The organism is Priestia veravalensis, from assembly GCF_001457055.1.
GTDB classification, from domain to species: domain Bacteria; phylum Bacillota; class Bacilli; order Bacillales; family Bacillaceae_H; genus Priestia; species Priestia flexa.
This window is the reverse complement of record NZ_KQ758629.1, coordinates 45199-59963: the sequence shown is the minus strand read 5'-3', so window position 1 is coordinate 59963 and position 14765 is coordinate 45199. Positions and strand designations below refer to the sequence as shown.

The 14765-nt window shown below is 38.7% G+C and carries 17 protein-coding genes; all 17 read left to right on the top strand.

Annotated elements, in window-relative coordinates; genetic code table 11:
• Window positions 1-220: 220 nt before the first annotated feature.
• The 17 genes from AS180_RS03090 (at window position 221) to AS180_RS03010 (ending at window position 14685) form a co-directional block, all read left to right on the top strand.
• Complete coding sequence (locus AS180_RS03090; protein ID WP_051567149.1) at window positions 221-955, top strand: polysaccharide deacetylase family protein; 735 nt, start codon at window positions 221-223, stop codon at window positions 953-955.
• Window positions 946-1542, top strand: coding sequence for a DedA family protein (locus AS180_RS03085; protein ID WP_025910048.1), 597 nt, complete (start codon window positions 946-948; stop codon window positions 1540-1542). Before AS180_RS03090 ends, AS180_RS03085 begins: the two co-directional genes overlap by 10 nt.
• Window positions 1539-2669 (top strand): MGDG synthase family glycosyltransferase, encoded by a 1131-nt coding sequence (locus AS180_RS03080; protein WP_025910049.1) that lies wholly within the window; start codon window positions 1539-1541, stop codon window positions 2667-2669. The genes AS180_RS03085 and AS180_RS03080 overlap by 4 nt, the downstream gene beginning before the upstream one ends.
• Window positions 2670-2748: 79 nt before the next feature.
• Window positions 2749-3498 carry an oxygen-insensitive NADPH nitroreductase gene (gene nfsA / locus AS180_RS03075; protein WP_025910051.1) on the top strand — a complete coding sequence of 250 codons (750 nt, stop codon included), beginning with the start codon at window positions 2749-2751 and terminating at the stop codon, window positions 3496-3498.
• A 280-nt stretch (window positions 3499-3778) separates the two neighbouring features.
• The gene (locus AS180_RS03070; RefSeq protein ID WP_025910052.1) at window positions 3779-4645 is read left to right on the top strand and encodes a 3D domain-containing protein; all 867 of its coding nucleotides are present in this window, start codon (window positions 3779-3781) and stop codon (window positions 4643-4645) included.
• 329 nt (window positions 4646-4974) lie between these two features.
• A complete protein-coding gene (gene urtA, locus AS180_RS03065) occupies window positions 4975-6216 on the top strand; it encodes an urea ABC transporter substrate-binding protein (RefSeq protein ID WP_025910053.1) in 1242 nt (413 codons plus the stop codon).
• Between the two features lie 76 nt (window positions 6217-6292).
• Complete coding sequence (gene urtB / locus AS180_RS03060; protein WP_025910054.1) at window positions 6293-7195, top strand: urea ABC transporter permease subunit UrtB; 903 nt, start codon at window positions 6293-6295, stop codon at window positions 7193-7195.
• Between the two features lie 13 nt (window positions 7196-7208).
• Window positions 7209-8279: an urea ABC transporter permease subunit UrtC gene (urtC, locus tag AS180_RS03055; protein WP_025910056.1), complete on the top strand. Its 1071-nt coding sequence runs from the start codon at window positions 7209-7211 to the stop codon at window positions 8277-8279.
• Window positions 8254-9006 carry an urea ABC transporter ATP-binding protein UrtD gene (gene urtD / locus AS180_RS03050; protein ID WP_025910057.1) on the top strand — a complete coding sequence of 251 codons (753 nt, stop codon included), beginning with the start codon at window positions 8254-8256 and terminating at the stop codon, window positions 9004-9006. Before urtC ends, urtD begins: the two co-directional genes overlap by 26 nt.
• Window positions 9000-9701: an urea ABC transporter ATP-binding subunit UrtE gene (gene urtE / locus AS180_RS03045; protein WP_025910058.1), complete on the top strand. Its 702-nt coding sequence runs from the start codon at window positions 9000-9002 to the stop codon at window positions 9699-9701. Before urtD ends, urtE begins: the two co-directional genes overlap by 7 nt.
• 14 nt (window positions 9702-9715) lie before the next feature.
• Window positions 9716-10018 carry an urease subunit gamma gene (locus AS180_RS03040; protein ID WP_025910059.1) on the top strand — a complete coding sequence of 101 codons (303 nt, stop codon included), beginning with the start codon at window positions 9716-9718 and terminating at the stop codon, window positions 10016-10018.
• Between the two features lie 12 nt (window positions 10019-10030).
• Window positions 10031-10354: an urease subunit beta gene (locus AS180_RS03035; RefSeq protein WP_025910060.1), complete on the top strand. Its 324-nt coding sequence runs from the start codon at window positions 10031-10033 to the stop codon at window positions 10352-10354.
• A gap of 7 nt (window positions 10355-10361) precedes the next feature.
• Complete coding sequence (gene ureC, locus AS180_RS03030) at window positions 10362-12071, top strand: urease subunit alpha (protein ID WP_025910061.1); 1710 nt, start codon at window positions 10362-10364, stop codon at window positions 12069-12071.
• Between the two features lie 14 nt (window positions 12072-12085).
• Window positions 12086-12532: an urease accessory protein UreE gene (gene ureE / locus AS180_RS03025; RefSeq protein ID WP_025910062.1), complete on the top strand. Its 447-nt coding sequence runs from the start codon at window positions 12086-12088 to the stop codon at window positions 12530-12532.
• Window positions 12525-13211 (top strand): urease accessory protein UreF, encoded by a 687-nt coding sequence (locus tag AS180_RS03020; protein WP_025910063.1) that lies wholly within the window; start codon window positions 12525-12527, stop codon window positions 13209-13211. The genes ureE and AS180_RS03020 overlap by 8 nt, the downstream gene beginning before the upstream one ends.
• Before the next feature lie 47 nt (window positions 13212-13258).
• A complete protein-coding gene (ureG, locus tag AS180_RS03015; protein ID WP_025910064.1) occupies window positions 13259-13873 on the top strand; it encodes an urease accessory protein UreG in 615 nt (204 codons plus the stop codon).
• A complete protein-coding gene (locus tag AS180_RS03010; protein ID WP_025910066.1) occupies window positions 13870-14685 on the top strand; it encodes an urease accessory protein UreD in 816 nt (271 codons plus the stop codon). Before ureG ends, AS180_RS03010 begins: the two co-directional genes overlap by 4 nt.
• Window positions 14686-14765 lie beyond the last annotated feature (80 nt).

Here is a 14765-nt window from a genome sequence, read left to right as displayed (position 1 = left end):
TTTCAGTTAATGATAAATCCGAACTAGTAAGAGTTAGCTCTTTTATGGTTCGGATTTTTTGTTGATTCGTCTTTAAGAAGAGCTCATTTAGTTATATCCCATCCTTTTTTTGAGTTGCACAGTACTATCAAGCTTGTTAGGATGAAAATGTTTAAAAAATGAAACAAAAGACTTAAAAAAACGTTATAATGAAAGAATATTAAGGATGAGGTAATTTGGAATGATTGTAATAAAATGGTTTTTGGTTGTTTCATTAGTAATTGGATTTTGTTGGCTTTTGTATGCAGTATTCCCAACCTATTTATACCGGTGGTTTCATCCAAACGTATATATAAATGTAAAGAGAGCTCAATCATTTGCTTTAACATTTGATGATGGGCCTCACAGAGAATATACGGTTCAGATTTTAAATTTGCTAAAAGAACATGAAATGAAAGCAACTTTTTTTGTAGTAGGGTCAATTGCAGAAGAACAACCCGATCTACTTAAACGAATGGTCATGGAAGGGCATGAAATTGGTATCCATCATTATAATCATGTAAGTGCCTGGTTTTTAACACCAGGTCGATTAAAGAAAGAAATTCAAATGTGTAAAGATGTTATTATAGAAGCAGCTGGAGTAGAGCCCATATTTTATCGTCCGCCATGGGGGCACTTGAATTTATTTAGCATTTGGTGTGCAAGACCTTACCATACAATTATTTGGTCTAATATATTTGGAGATTGGTCGCTTAAGAAAACAAAAAGAGCATTAGAAGCTGAGATGAAGAGTAAATTAAAACGTGGCGCAGTCTATGTGTTGCATGATAATGGAGAAACAAAAGGAGCAGATGAAAAAGCACCAGAGCATACAATTGGTGCTTTGAGAGAATTCATTCCATATGCCAAGCAGCACAAGATGAATAGTAAGACGCTCTCTGAATTACAAAAGGAAGGAACAAGCACGTGGAATTAACAATGGTGTCACATTATATTAATGCATTTGGTTATACCACAATATTTTTAATTTTATTTTGCGGGATTGTTGGTATTCCAGCTCCTGAAGAGTCATTCTTAATTATTCTTGGAATGTTTATTGCAAAAGGCCAGCTGTTGTTGTATTCATCAACAATCTATGCCTGCCTAGGTGTTATCGTTGGTATGCTGGTAGCTTATGCGCTGGGTAGATATGCAGGAGTCCCATTCTTTAGTAAGTATGGAAAGTATGTTGGACTAACTGAACCAAAATTAAAAGCTGCTCGTGAGAAGTTTCATAAGCATGGAAAGTGGACAATTTTATTTGGCTTATTTGTTCCTGGTCTTCGGCAAATTAGCCCGTACCTTGCAGGAATTAGTCATTATCCTTTTTTATTATATGTTTGTTTTTCCGTAATAGGCGGAATTGTATGGGTACTATCTTTTTTATTACTAGGCTATTTTGTTGGAGATCAAGTTCATATTTCAATTATTGTCGGGGGAGCCATTTTATTTTTTGTTGTTTACGTTATACTACAGCTGCGAAAAAAGCGAAGCACCCGCTTTAAAGGGAGTGATCATTCATGAAAAAGATTTTATTTTTGCCCTTGTTTAAGAGGGCATCTGGACATCATCAGGTAGCGGATGCTGTAATGGAAATAATCGTGGCAAATTATAAGCAAATTTCTGTGAAAAAGATTGATTGCCTAAGTTACTGGAGCAAACCTCTTGAACAGTTAATTTCATCTTTATATATGAAATGGATTTCTATGTTTCCAAAGCAGTTTGAGAAATTTTATCACGAACACGTCTATAAAGTGGAGAATCATACATGTGATGATTTTGTTGTTAAGAGCTGGCCGATTATTGAATACAATATGAAGCGGTTAGTTGAGTCTGAGAAGCCAGACGTTATTGTTTGCACTCACAGCTTTCCTTCGCGTGTCATTAGCGGATTGAAAGAAAAAGGAATCATTGATACACCCCTTGTTAATATCTATACTGACTTTTTAGTAAGCGATGTGTGGGGGAAAAATGGTGTAGATATTCATTGTGTACCTGATAAGGAAACAAAAAACTTTTTACAAAGTATTCACGATGTGCCTGCTCGTAACATTTATGTGACTGGAATTCCAGTTCATGCTGCTTTTACGAATAAACGAATAGACTTAAAATCTGAAAAGATGATTCTAATAGCTGGAGGGAATGCGGGGCTTGGTAATGTAAAACAAATGCTTAGCTCTGTTCCCTACGATAGTATTTATCAATATGTGGTACTATGCGGAAACAACAAAAAGCTATTTCAAGAGCTCGTAAAGTTAAATCATCCAAGCATTACACCCCTTCCGTATATTGCTTGCAGAAAAAGAATGAATTGCTTATATGAACAAGCTAGTGCAGTTGTGACAAAAGCGGGTGGTGTTACCATTAGTGAAGCTTTACGTAAACGCCTACCGATTTTTATTCATTCTTCACTTCCAGGACAAGAACAAGTTAATATTCAAACGTTAAAAAGAAAGGGTTTATTGATGCCTCTTAACAAAGCACAGCTGCTTGAAGATCAGTTGGTGGAAGTGCTTGAAAATGATGTGCAGCGCAACCGGCTACTACGAAGAATGGATGAATACATTGAAAGCATTGAGTACTCGGTTTCTGACGTATTGGCGAACCAGTTTCATCTATATGAATACGAAACAACAAAGAGTCGGTTATAAAGCAGAAAAATATTGAAAAAAGAAAATGTTCGTTATACTAAGAAGCGAATGAATTAAAATGAAAAAGGAGTTCTGAAAAATGAACGAAGTTATTGAAACAATTTTAAGTCATCGCTCTGTTAGAAAATACCAGGATAAACCTTTAACGAATGAGCAAATTCATAAGATCGTAGAAAGTGCTCAAGCAGCATCCACATCAAGCTATATACAGGCATATTCAATTATTGGAGTTAAAAATCAACAAACCAAGAATCGCTTAGCTGAATTAGCGGGTAATCAACCGTATGTTGCTCAAAATGGTCACTTGCTTATTTTTTGTGCAGACCTGCATAGGCATGATGTTATTGCTCAAATAGAAGGTAAAGATTTATCTGAGTCCCTTGAAAGTGCCGAAAAATTCATGGTTGCTTTAATAGACGCAGCTTTAGCAGCTCAAAATGCTTCGGTTGCTGCGGAGTCAATGGGCCTTGGAATTTGTTATATTGGCGGTCTTCGAAATCAACTTCAAGACGTTCAAGAATTATTAAAGCTACCTGGTCGCGTACTGCCTCTATTCGGTTTAACGATTGGATACCCGGCTGCTGATACGGATAAAAAGCCTCGTTTACCTCAAGCTAATGTGTATCATGAAGAAGTATACGAGCAAGATCAAAATAAGTTTATTGAAGAATTAAAAGCCTATGATGAACAAATTTCTTCTTATTATAATGAGCGTACGAATGGAAAAAGAAACGATACGTGGACTGGTCAAATGGCTCATATGCTATCGAACCCAACGCGTATGTATATGAAAGAGTACGTAGAGAAGCAAGGCTTTAATAAAAAATAAATAACCAGTTATATGCAATTGATGAAATGCACCCTAGTTGTTAGAGATTTCTAGCAATTAGGGTGCATTTTTTATGAATAAAAAGGAATAGGAGGGTTTGTTTGTAAAAAACAACAAATAAATAGAAAGTGTTGAAGCATATGGACAAATTATCAGAAATATTACAGTTTCATGTTAAAAAAGCGTTATTTTTGTAATGGAAGTTGAATGTTCCTGTAATGGCTGTGCAATCTCTAGGTGATATCATTCAATCATTGAGTAAATAAGGAGGTATTCGTAAATGAAGAAATTTATATTTACTCTAGGAACAACAGCAATCCTTTCAGCAGGATTTGCAGGTGGAGCATCTGCAAGTGGAAACGACACGTATCAAGTCCAAAAAGGTGATACGTTATGGAGCATCGCTCAAAACCACGATGTGAGCGTTGACGAATTAAAAGATGCAAATAACTTAACATCAACGATTATTCATCCAGAACAAAATTTAAATGTATCAATCATAAAAGAAATTACACATAAAGTTGAGCGCGGCGATACATTATGGTCAATCAGCCAAAAGTATGGCGTAACAGTAGAGCAAATTAAAGCTTGGAACGGATTAGGAAATGATCTTATCATTCCAGGTCAGGTCTTTGCTATTGAAACAAGTGGAGGTTCACAAGCTGTAGCACAACCAGCTCCAGCACCAAAAGCTGAACCAGTGCAAGAAGCTGCGCCGGCGCCTAAAGAAGAACCAGCCGAACAACCGGCACCAGAAGCTGAACAAAAACAAGAGCCAGCTCAGGAAGCTGCTGCACCAGCCCCACAACCTGAGCCAGCTAAAGAAGAACAACCTGCTGAACAATCACAACAGAGCGGTAAGCAGTTAACAGTTGAAGCAACTGCGTATACAGCTAGCTGTGAAGGATGTAGCGGTGTAACTGCTACGGGAGTAGATTTGAAAGCAAATCCAAACCAAAAAGTAATTGCTGTAGATCCTAGCGTAATCCCATTAGGTTCAAAAGTATATGTTGAAGGCTATGGAGAAGCAATCGCTGCTGATACTGGCGGAGCGATTAAAGGTAATAAAATCGACGTATTTGTTCCTGCACAAGCTGATGCAGAGCAATGGGGTCGTAAAACAGTTAACATTACAGTATTAGATTAATAGTGTATAAGAAAAAAGAGATGTCTGATTTCAGGCATCTCTTTTTTATGATTACATACAGAAAACGAATAATCTACAAAAAAACACCTTTAATGTTAGCGCTTTCTGGGAAAGGTTTCAAAAAATACCTTGATTTTGTCAGAAAATTTATTATAATTAGAAATATCATCGGATGTGAGGAAAAATAACATGATGATGTGAAGGGAGGTTTATACATAAAAAGCTTCTCATGGCGGTGAGAAGCTTGAATTGGGCATAACAAATTGGGGTATGTATGCCTAATTCTAATTATAACACAAATAATTAGAATGTGATAAGGAGTGGCACAATTGAAACCAATCAGTTGGAAAACAGTTTTATCAGCTATAGCAGTCTCAACGCTTGTTCTTGCAGGTTGCGGGAAAACAACTAGCACAGAAGGGCAAAAAGCGATGATAGATACATCTGGGGACACTGTGAAAGTGGGGGTTTTACATTCACTAAGTGGAACCATGTCTATTAGTGAAGTTTCATTGCGCGATGCAGAATTGATGGCCATTGATGAAATAAATGCATCAGGAGGAGTGCTTGGTAAAAAAATTGAGCCTGTAATTGAAGATGGAGCTTCTGATTGGCCTACGTTTGCTGAAAAGGCAAAAAAACTTTTGCAAAAAGATCAAGTAGCAACAATCTTTGGAGGATGGACGTCAGCGAGTCGTAAAGCGATGCTGCCTGTAGTTGAACAAAATAACGGCTTGTTATGGTACCCAGTCCAATATGAAGGAATGGAGTCATCACCTAACATATTCTATACGGGCGCCACAACTAACCAGCAAATTGTACCTGCTGTCACATGGTTGCTTGAAAATAAAGGAAAAAAAGTTTTTCTAATAGGTTCAGACTATGTGTTTCCACGAACAGCTAACAAAGTCATTAAATCTCAGTTGAAAGCAGAAGGGGGCGCGTTAGCTGGGGAAGAATATACACCTCTTGGGCACACAGATTATAGCACGCTAATTAGTAAAATTAAAGACGCGAAGCCTGATGTAATATTCAATACATTAAACGGTGACAGTAATGTTGCTTTCTTTAAACAATTAAAAGATGTTGGTATTACTTCTGCTGATATTCCGGTACTATCTGTAAGCGTAGCAGAAGAAGAGATAAGAGGAATTGGTGCCTCTGTATTAGAGGGGCATTATGCATCTTGGAATTACTATCAAACAACAGACACTCCCGAAAATGAAGAATTTGTAGCAAACTATAAAAAGAAATACGGAGATGACCGCGTAACTGGTGACCCAATAGAAGCTGCCTATACAGCAGTATATTTATGGGCCAAAGCGGTGGAGAAAGCAGGAAGCTTTGAGATTGATAAAGTGAAGAAAGCAGCTGATGGAATTGAATTTAATGCGCCGAGTGGAGTAGTGAAAATAGAAGGAGCTAATCAGCATATCTGGAAAACAGCTCGAATCGGTCAAGTGCAAGCTGACGGTCAGTTTAAAGAAGTATGGAAATCCGGTGAATCGATTAAGCCTGATCCATACCTTGAAAGCTATGAATGGGGAGCTTCACTCAGCAATAAAAAATAGTGATTACTAAGCTTTCAAAAGATAAGATGTGCTAAGTATACATCTTATCTTTTGAAGATAGAGAGGAGTCATTTTATTGTCCATTTTTATTACACAGCTCTTTAATGGATTAAGTTTAGGGTCAATCATGCTTCTTATTGCGTTAGGACTTGCGATTACGTTTGGACTAATGAATGTAATTAATATGGCGCATGGCGAATTAATTATGGTGGGTGCCTACACTACTTATGTGGTACAACAAATTGTTTCTTCATATTTACCTCAGCAAATGCTTGCTTATTATTTTATTCTAGCAATTCCTTTAGCATTTTTAATCAGCGCAGTATTAGGAATAATCATTGAAAAGACCGTCATTCGTTTTTTGTATGATCGTCCGTTAGATAGTTTGCTAGCCACGTGGGGAGTGAGTTTAATTTTACAACAAGCGGCTCGTTCTATATTTGGAGCGCCGAATGTAGCAGTTAAGACACCCGATTGGCTAGACGGTGGATTTAGTATTCTTGGGGCAACTCTTCCGTATAAAAGGCTTTTTATTTTAGCATTAGCTGTTTTTAGCATAGTTGGCCTTTCTTATTTCCTTTATAAAACAGCAATTGGTCGAAAAATGAAAGCCGTTATGCTTAATCGAGAAATGGCTTCTTGCTTAGGGGTTTCAACCAAGAAGGTAGATAGCTATGCCTTTGCGTTAGGTTCAGGTTTTGCGGGCCTTGCAGGTTGCGCACTCACAGTTATTGGACCAATTGGACCTTCAATTGGTACCAACTATATTATTGATGCGTTTATGATTGTAATATTAGGTGGGATTGGCAAGCTGACAGGAACAGTGATTGGCGCCTTAGGAATTGGGATTTTAAGTACAACGATTGAATATACAACGAGCGCCACCATTGCAAAAGTAATTGTGTTTGCACTAATTATTGCATTTTTACAATGGAAGCCGTCTGGCCTTGTAAGTATGCGAACACGCTCATTGGATTAAAGGAGGATTATCCATGAAATTTAATCGCACATATGCTATATATATCGTTGTACTTATTGGCTTTCTAGTAGCACCACTTTTCCTGCAAGAGTTTCGTTTGGGTTTATTAGCGAAGTTTTTATGCTATGCCATTGTGGCAATAGGAATTTCTTTAATATGGGGCTATACAGGTATTTTAAGCTTAGGGCATGGCGTGTTTTTTGGACTAGGAGCTTATTGCATGGGCATGTATCTAAAGCTAGAAGGTTCGACTACTGGTCTTCCAGATTTTATGGAGTGGAGTGGCGTTACGACTCTTCCTGCTTTTTGGAAGCCGTTTACGAACCCCGTATTTGCAATTGGTGCAGGGATCATAGTACCAATGCTGTTAGCAACAGTTCTTGGTTACTTTACGTTTAAAAATCGCATCCGTGGGGTTTATTTTTCGTTAATTTCTCAAGCAATTGTTGTCGTTGTAGTCACTTTATTTATTGGAAAACAAGATTTAACAGGAGGAACAAATGGTCTTACCAGCTTTTATACATTTTTGGGGATGTCATTAGCGGATTCTTTTGTTCAACAAATTCTTTACTTTGTCACAGTAGGTGTATTGGCAATTGTTTTTGCACTTTCCATCTGGCTAACTAAAAGTAGAGCTGGGAAAGTATTAATGGCTATACGAGATGGTGAAAACCGCGTTCGTTTTCTAGGTTTTAATCCAACTTCTTATAAAGTGTTTGTATATTCTTTATCAGCTGCTTTTGCTGGTGTAGCAGGTATGTTGTTTGTTCTTCAGGTAGGGATTATTTCACCTGCAATGATGGGCATAACGCCATCTATCGAAATGGTTTTATGGGTAGCGATTGGAGGGCGACATTCTCTTCTTGGTGCTGTGTTTGGTGCTATCTTTACAAATGGTGCGAAAAGTTTATTTAGCGAGACATACCCAGATATTTGGCTAATCCTTTTAGGTTTATTGTTTATTGTAGTCGTGTTGTTCTTACCGAATGGTATGGCTGGACTTGTTCAATCAATACAGAACAAATTTAAAAAGCTTAAATCTAGAAAGGAGAAATCTCATGAGCCAGATACTATGGTGCGATAATGTTATGGTTGATTTTGATGGATTCAAAGCCTTGCAGGGTGTGGACTTAATGATTGAACCGAATGAAGTGAGGTTTTTAATTGGTCCTAACGGGGCTGGGAAGACAACAATTTTAGATGTCATCTGTGGGAAAACAAAAGCAACATCTGGAAGAGTTTTGTTTGAAGAGGTGGTTAACCTTGGAAGCCTTCAAGAACATAAAATTGTTCAAAAGGGAATTGCAAGAAAGTTTCAAAACCCTTCTATCTTCTCACAGTTAAGTGTGTTTGAAAATTTGGAACTATCAATCAGGCAAAAAAGAAATCTCACCTCTGTTTTATTTGCCAGAATGACTGGAGAGACAAAAAATCATATTGAAAAAGTACTTGAGCAAATTGGTTTGCAAGACTTCGTATACAAGCAAGCTGGAGAGTTATCACATGGGCAAAAGCAATGGCTAGAGATTGGAATGCAGCTTATGCAAAACCCAAGCTTGTTACTTCTAGATGAGCCCATTGCTGGAATGACTGGGAAAGAACGAGAAAAAACCGGTGAATTAATGCATGAGATCTCCGCGTCATGTTCTGTACTTGTAGTGGAGCACGATATGGATTTTGTCAGAAAGTATTCTAAGCAAGTTACGGTCATGCATGAAGGGAAAATACTTTGCGAAGGTAATATGACAGATGTTCAAGAAAATGAGCACGTTCAAGAAGTATACCTTGGGAGGAGGAAGCAAACATGCTAAATGTAGCAAATCTACAAGCGGGGTATGATGAAACCACGATCTTACGTGACGTTTCAATTAAAGTTGAAAAAGGAAAAATTATTGCAGTTCTTGGGCGTAATGGAGTTGGAAAAACAACGTTAATGAAAACACTAATGGGTTTACTGAAGCCGAGTGCAGGAGATGTTGTTTGGAGAAATCACTCCGTAAAAGGTCTTAGACCAGAGCAGCGAGCAAAAAAAGGGATAGGTTATGTTCCTCAAGGAAGGGATATCTTTTCAACATTAACAGTAGAGGAAAATTTATTGTTAGGTCTTGAAGCGCTTCAAAAAAAACCAAAAAAAGACGTTATTCCATCACATGTGTTTGAGCTGTTTCCAGTTCTTCATGAAATGTTACAGAGGAAAGGAGGTGATTTAAGCGGTGGTCAACAGCAGCAGCTTGCGATTGCCCGTGCTTTAGTAGGAAATCCTGAACTTTTGTTGCTGGATGAACCAATGGAAGGAATACAACCCTCTATTGTTCAGCTTATTGAAAGGGTCATTATTAAAATTGCTAGAGAACAAGGTGTTGGCATCGTTTTAGTAGAGCATAACGTAGATTTAGCACTAGCTTGTTCGGACTTTTTTTACATTTTAGATCATGGTCGAATTGTTGCACAAGGAGATTCAAAAAATGTGAACTTAGAAGCTATTCAAAAGCATTTAGTAGTATAGAAAGGGAGGTTTAAATGAAACTCACACAACGAGAGCAAGAAAAACTTATGGTGGTTGTCGCTGCAGACCTTGCGAGGCGTAGGCAAAAGCGGGGGCTAAAACTGAACTATCCAGAAGCAGTTGCCGTTATTACATATGAAATAACAGAAGGCGCCAGAGATGGTCGAACTGTTGCCGAATTAATGCAGCTCGGAACACAAATCTTGTCACGAGATGATGTAATGGAAGGTATTCCTGAAATGATTCATGATATTCAAGTAGAAGCAACGTTTCCAGATGGAACAAAACTTGTGACGATACATGATCCAATTCGATAGGGGGGAGAAGAAGTGATTCCCGGAGAATACAAGTTACGTAAAGATGAAATTGTTTGTAACAAAGATAAGGGTATAGTCGAGATGTTAGTAACCAACCGAGGTGATCGTCCTATTCAAGTGGGATCTCATTTTCATTTCTATGAAGTTAATTACGGATTAGAGTTTAACCGCAAAGAAGCGTTTGGCTATCACTTGAATATTCCTGCTGGTACGGCCGTTCGCTTTGAACCAGGTGATCCTAAAAATGTACAGCTTGTACCCTTTTCAGGATCACAGCATGTATATGGATTAAATAATAAAACAAATGGACCCACGGGCCAGCTAAAAGAGGAGTAGGTCGAACATGAGCTTTAAAATGTCAAGAAAACAGTATGCAGATATGTTTGGGCCGACGGTTGGAGATGCTGTAAGGCTAGCGGATACCGACCTTTTTATTGAAATTGAACAGGACTTTACAACCTATGGTGATGAAGTGAAGTTTGGGGGAGGAAAAGTCATCCGTGATGGGATGGGACAGCATCCTCTTGCGACAAGAAGTGAAGCAGCAGATCTTGTTTTTACGAATGCCATCATCATGGATTATACGGGGATATACAAAGCAGATATTGGTGTAAAAGATGGCATGATTCAAACCATTGGAAAAGCGGGAAATCCATTATTAATGGATGATGTTGATCTTGTTATTGGGGCTAGTACAGAAATTATTGCTGCGGAAGGAAAAATTGTGACGGCTGGAGGAATTGATGCGCACATTCACTTTATCTGTCCACAACAAATTGAAACCGCCTTATCGTCTGGAGTAACAACAATGATTGGAGGAGGGACAGGTCCTGCAACGGGAACAAACGCGACGACGTGTACACCTGGAGCGTGGTATATCGAGCGGATGCTAGAAGCAGCTGAGGCTTTTTCCATGAATTTAGGCTTTTTAGGTAAAGGGAATGCATCAGCAAAAACGCCTCTTATCGAACAAATTGAGGCTGGAGCGATTGGCCTTAAGCTTCATGAAGATTGGGGTACCACCGCATCAGCAATCGATACAAGTCTGCAAGTTGCGGATGAATATGATGTACAGATTGCGATTCACACAGATACGCTAAATGAAGGTGGGTTTGTCGAAGATACGATGAGAGCAATTGGAAATCGTGTTATTCATACGTATCATACGGAAGGAGCAGGTGGTGGACATGCACCTGACATTATGAAGATGGCAAGCTTTAAGAACATTCTGCCGTCATCAACGAATCCAACTAGACCGTATACGATTAACACTCTAGAAGAACATTTAGATATGCTGATGGTTTGTCATCACCTAGATCCTTCTGTACCAGAAGATATTGCATTTGCAGATTCCCGTATTCGTAAAGAAACGATTGCAGCTGAAGATATTCTGCATGACCTTGGAGTTTTTAGCATGATCTCTTCTGATTCGCAAGCAATGGGTCGTGTTGGTGAAGTGATTACGAGAACGTGGCAAACAGCAGATAAGATGAAAAAGCAAAGAGGAAAACTAAAAGGTGATAACGGTATTGGTGATAATGAACGGATTAAGCGATATATCGCAAAATATACAATTAATCCAGCTATCACCCACGGCATTTCAGAATACGTAGGTTCAGTAGAAGTTGGTAAGCTTGCAGACTTAGTCGTTTGGGATCCAGCGTTTTTTGGTGTAAAGCCAGAGTTGATTATTAAAGGCGGAATGATTGCTCACAGTCAAATGGGTGATCCTAATGCCTCTATACCTACTCCTCAGCCGGTTCTATATCGCCCGATGTTTGCTTCTTTCGGGAAAGCACGCAGTAAAACGTCGATAACATTTATCTCGCAAGCTGCATATAACCGAGGAGTACATCGAACCTTGGGATTGGAGAAACGGATTAAGCCTGTAAAAGGGATTCGTTCACTAAGTAAAACGGACATGAAGCTAAATGGTGAAATGCCTAAAATTGATGTGGATCCACAAACGTACGAAGTGCGAGTGGATGATGAATTAATTACGTGTGAGCCAGCAGAAGTATTGCCTATGGCACAACGATACTTTTTATTTTGAGGTGAAAACAAACAATGTTAATCGAGCAAATTGTTGGAAATGTCGCTACGCTAGAAAAGAAAGCGCCACATATTGAAAAAGTGTATTTAGAAAGTGATCATCTATTAAAGCGCGTGCAGCGAGTTGTGACCGATCACGGTAAAGAACTAGGAATTCGTTTGAAAGACAATCGTGAGCTTGTAGATGGTGATGTGCTTTATATGGATGAGAAGAATATGATTGTTATTCAAGTAATAGCAGATGACTTATTAACGATTCAACCCACAAGTATTAAGCAGATGGGGGAGATTGCTCATCAGCTTGGAAACCGGCATCTGCCAGCTCAATTTGAAGAAAACGAAATGCTTGTTCAATATGATTATTTAGTCGAAGAGCTTCTTAACGAGCTAAGCATTCCGTATAAGCGTGAAAAAAGAACGGTTCAAAAAGCATTTAGACATATTGGACATAGTCATGACTAATCAACTGTTAGCGCTTGTACAGCTGTGTGATTCAAACTTTCCATCCGGCGCTTTTTCACATTCATTTGGCATGGAAACCTATATTCAAAAAGAGCGAATTATAAATGCTGTTACGTTTTCAGAAGCTCTTAGTACGTATGTTGAAACACAGCTTACTTATACAGATGGGTTAGCTTGCCGACTGGCATATGAATTTGCTTCAGAAGGGCACCTTCAGAAAATAAAGGAATTAGATCAAGAGCTGTATGCACTGGCGCTAGCAAAAGAAACAAGAGAAGGGACAAGGAGAATTGGTCAGAGAATGGTCAAGCTTTGCGTCGATCTGTTTGGTGGGAAGCTTTTAGAATGCTACGAACAAGAGATTCAGCGGAAGGAGTGTTTTGGTCATCCATCAATTGTTTTTGCCATTATAGCTGAGCAATTACAGGTGTGTAAACAAACAGCTGTTTCTACGCATTTGTACGCCACTGTGTCATCGCTTATTCAAAATGCAGTTCGTGGTATCCCAATTGGACAAACAGATGGTCAACGAATTTCGCTTGCTTTTCATGAGAAAATTGACCAGGCAGTAATGAATATTCTTCAAGCGGATTCAAGTGAGCTTGGTGCAATGATGCCCGGTCTTGAAATCGCTCAAATGCAGCATGAACGTCTGCACGTTCGCTTATTTATGTCTTAATACAAAACGATATAAGGGAGGGAAGCCTTTGTGGCGAAGGCGAAAAAATGAATGCAATGAGAATTGGTATTGGAGGTCCTGTAGGGGCGGGGAAAACGATGCTTGTAGAAAGACTAACGAGAGCACTGCAAAGTGAGCTAAGCATGGCCGTTATTACAAATGATATCTATACAAAAGAAGATGCTCAGTTTTTAGTGAAAAATAGCGTATTACCTCAAGAACGCATCATTGGTGTGGAAACAGGAGGTTGTCCGCATACCGCTATTCGAGAAGATGCTTCTATGAACTTTGCGGCAATCGACGAGCTGGTTGAAAGACATCCTGACGTTGAGCTGATCTTTGTGGAAAGCGGTGGAGATAATTTAGCAGCAACGTTTAGTCCAGAACTTGTCGATTTTTCTATTTATATTATTGACGTCGCTCAGGGTGAAAAGATTCCGCGTAAAGGTGGACAAGGAATGATTAAATCAGACTTGTTTATTATTAATAAGACGGATTTAGCTCCGTATGTTGGTGCAAGCTTAGATGTAATGAAAGAAGATACAATTGCAGCCCGAGGTAAAAAGCCTTTTGTATTTACAAATTTGAAAAAGGATCAAGGACTGGATGAAGTAATTCAGTGGATCAAAAAAGAAGTATTGCTTATCGGCATTAAATCATGAGCTATACAGGCTATTTAAAGCTTGAGTCGCACAAGGTGAAAGGTAAGACGGTTGTTTATAACACATATCATGACGGAGCTTTTAAGGTGGCTCGCCCAATTTACATGGAAGAGCATACCCCAACAATCTACCTTCTACATGTAGGAGGTGGATATGTTGGTGGAGACCGTTATAAAGCGTGTATTACGGCTGAAGAGGGTGCACATTTATGCTTGACGACACAGGCTGCAACAAAAGTATACCGAACGCCAAACGCACCTGTAGTTCAGGAAACAGAGCTGCTCTTAAAAAAAGGAGCAGTGATTGAATACCTTCCAGATCCGCTTATTTTATACGAAGATGCGCAGTTTATACAAGAAACAACTGTACATATGGAAGAGAAAGCAACATTTTTTATCTCTGACGTTATTACGCCAGGCTGGTCACCTAATGGAGAGATATTTAAGTATGATTCACTGCGTTCGAAGCTCAAAGTTTATCAAAACAATCAGTTAATGGTGTTTGACCATTTGTTTTTATCGCCTCATGAAGACATCCATGCGATTATGAAAATGGAGGGCTACACACATTTCGGTTCTTTTTTAGCAGTGGCTGAAGGAATTATCGATTCGGTCATTGATGAATTGTATGATGAAGTAATAAGTGAAGAGCAGCATGGATATATAGGGATTTCAAAATTAGCGATTAATGGATGTGCCATTAGAATTTTGGGAAATGATACAAAAACGCTTGAAAGTATTATTAATAGATGTTTTCAGTTCCTGAGAAAGCGCCTGTTAGGCTTAGAGGTGGTTCATCTTCGTAAATATTAAGAGCTGCCTTTGAGTAATGGTGTTAAGTGAACTTACAGAAAATTACATTTAGGGGTATAAATTTTTCTCCTTTACTAAAA

Coding starts and splice junctions, on each gene's coding strand:
- AS180_RS03090 (WP_051567149.1), top strand. CDS start 221: ATGATTGTAATAAAATGGTTTTTGGTTGTTTCATTAGTAATTGGATTT.
- AS180_RS03080 (WP_025910049.1), top strand. CDS start 1,539: ATGAAAAAGATTTTATTTTTGCCCTTGTTTAAGAGGGCATCTGGACAT.
- nfsA (WP_025910051.1), top strand. CDS start 2,749: ATGAACGAAGTTATTGAAACAATTTTAAGTCATCGCTCTGTTAGAAAA.
- AS180_RS03070 (WP_025910052.1), top strand. CDS start 3,779: ATGAAGAAATTTATATTTACTCTAGGAACAACAGCAATCCTTTCAGCA.
- urtC (WP_025910056.1), top strand. CDS start 7,209: ATGAAATTTAATCGCACATATGCTATATATATCGTTGTACTTATTGGC.
- urtD (WP_025910057.1), top strand. CDS start 8,254: ATGAGCCAGATACTATGGTGCGATAATGTTATGGTTGATTTTGATGGA.
- urtE (WP_025910058.1), top strand. CDS start 9,000: ATGCTAAATGTAGCAAATCTACAAGCGGGGTATGATGAAACCACGATC.
- AS180_RS03040 (WP_025910059.1), top strand. CDS start 9,716: ATGAAACTCACACAACGAGAGCAAGAAAAACTTATGGTGGTTGTCGCT.
- ureC (WP_025910061.1), top strand. CDS start 10,362: ATGAGCTTTAAAATGTCAAGAAAACAGTATGCAGATATGTTTGGGCCG.
- ureE (WP_025910062.1), top strand. CDS start 12,086: ATGTTAATCGAGCAAATTGTTGGAAATGTCGCTACGCTAGAAAAGAAA.
- AS180_RS03020 (WP_025910063.1), top strand. CDS start 12,525: ATGACTAATCAACTGTTAGCGCTTGTACAGCTGTGTGATTCAAACTTT.
- ureG (WP_025910064.1), top strand. CDS start 13,259: ATGAATGCAATGAGAATTGGTATTGGAGGTCCTGTAGGGGCGGGGAAA.
- AS180_RS03010 (WP_025910066.1), top strand. CDS start 13,870: ATGAGCTATACAGGCTATTTAAAGCTTGAGTCGCACAAGGTGAAAGGT.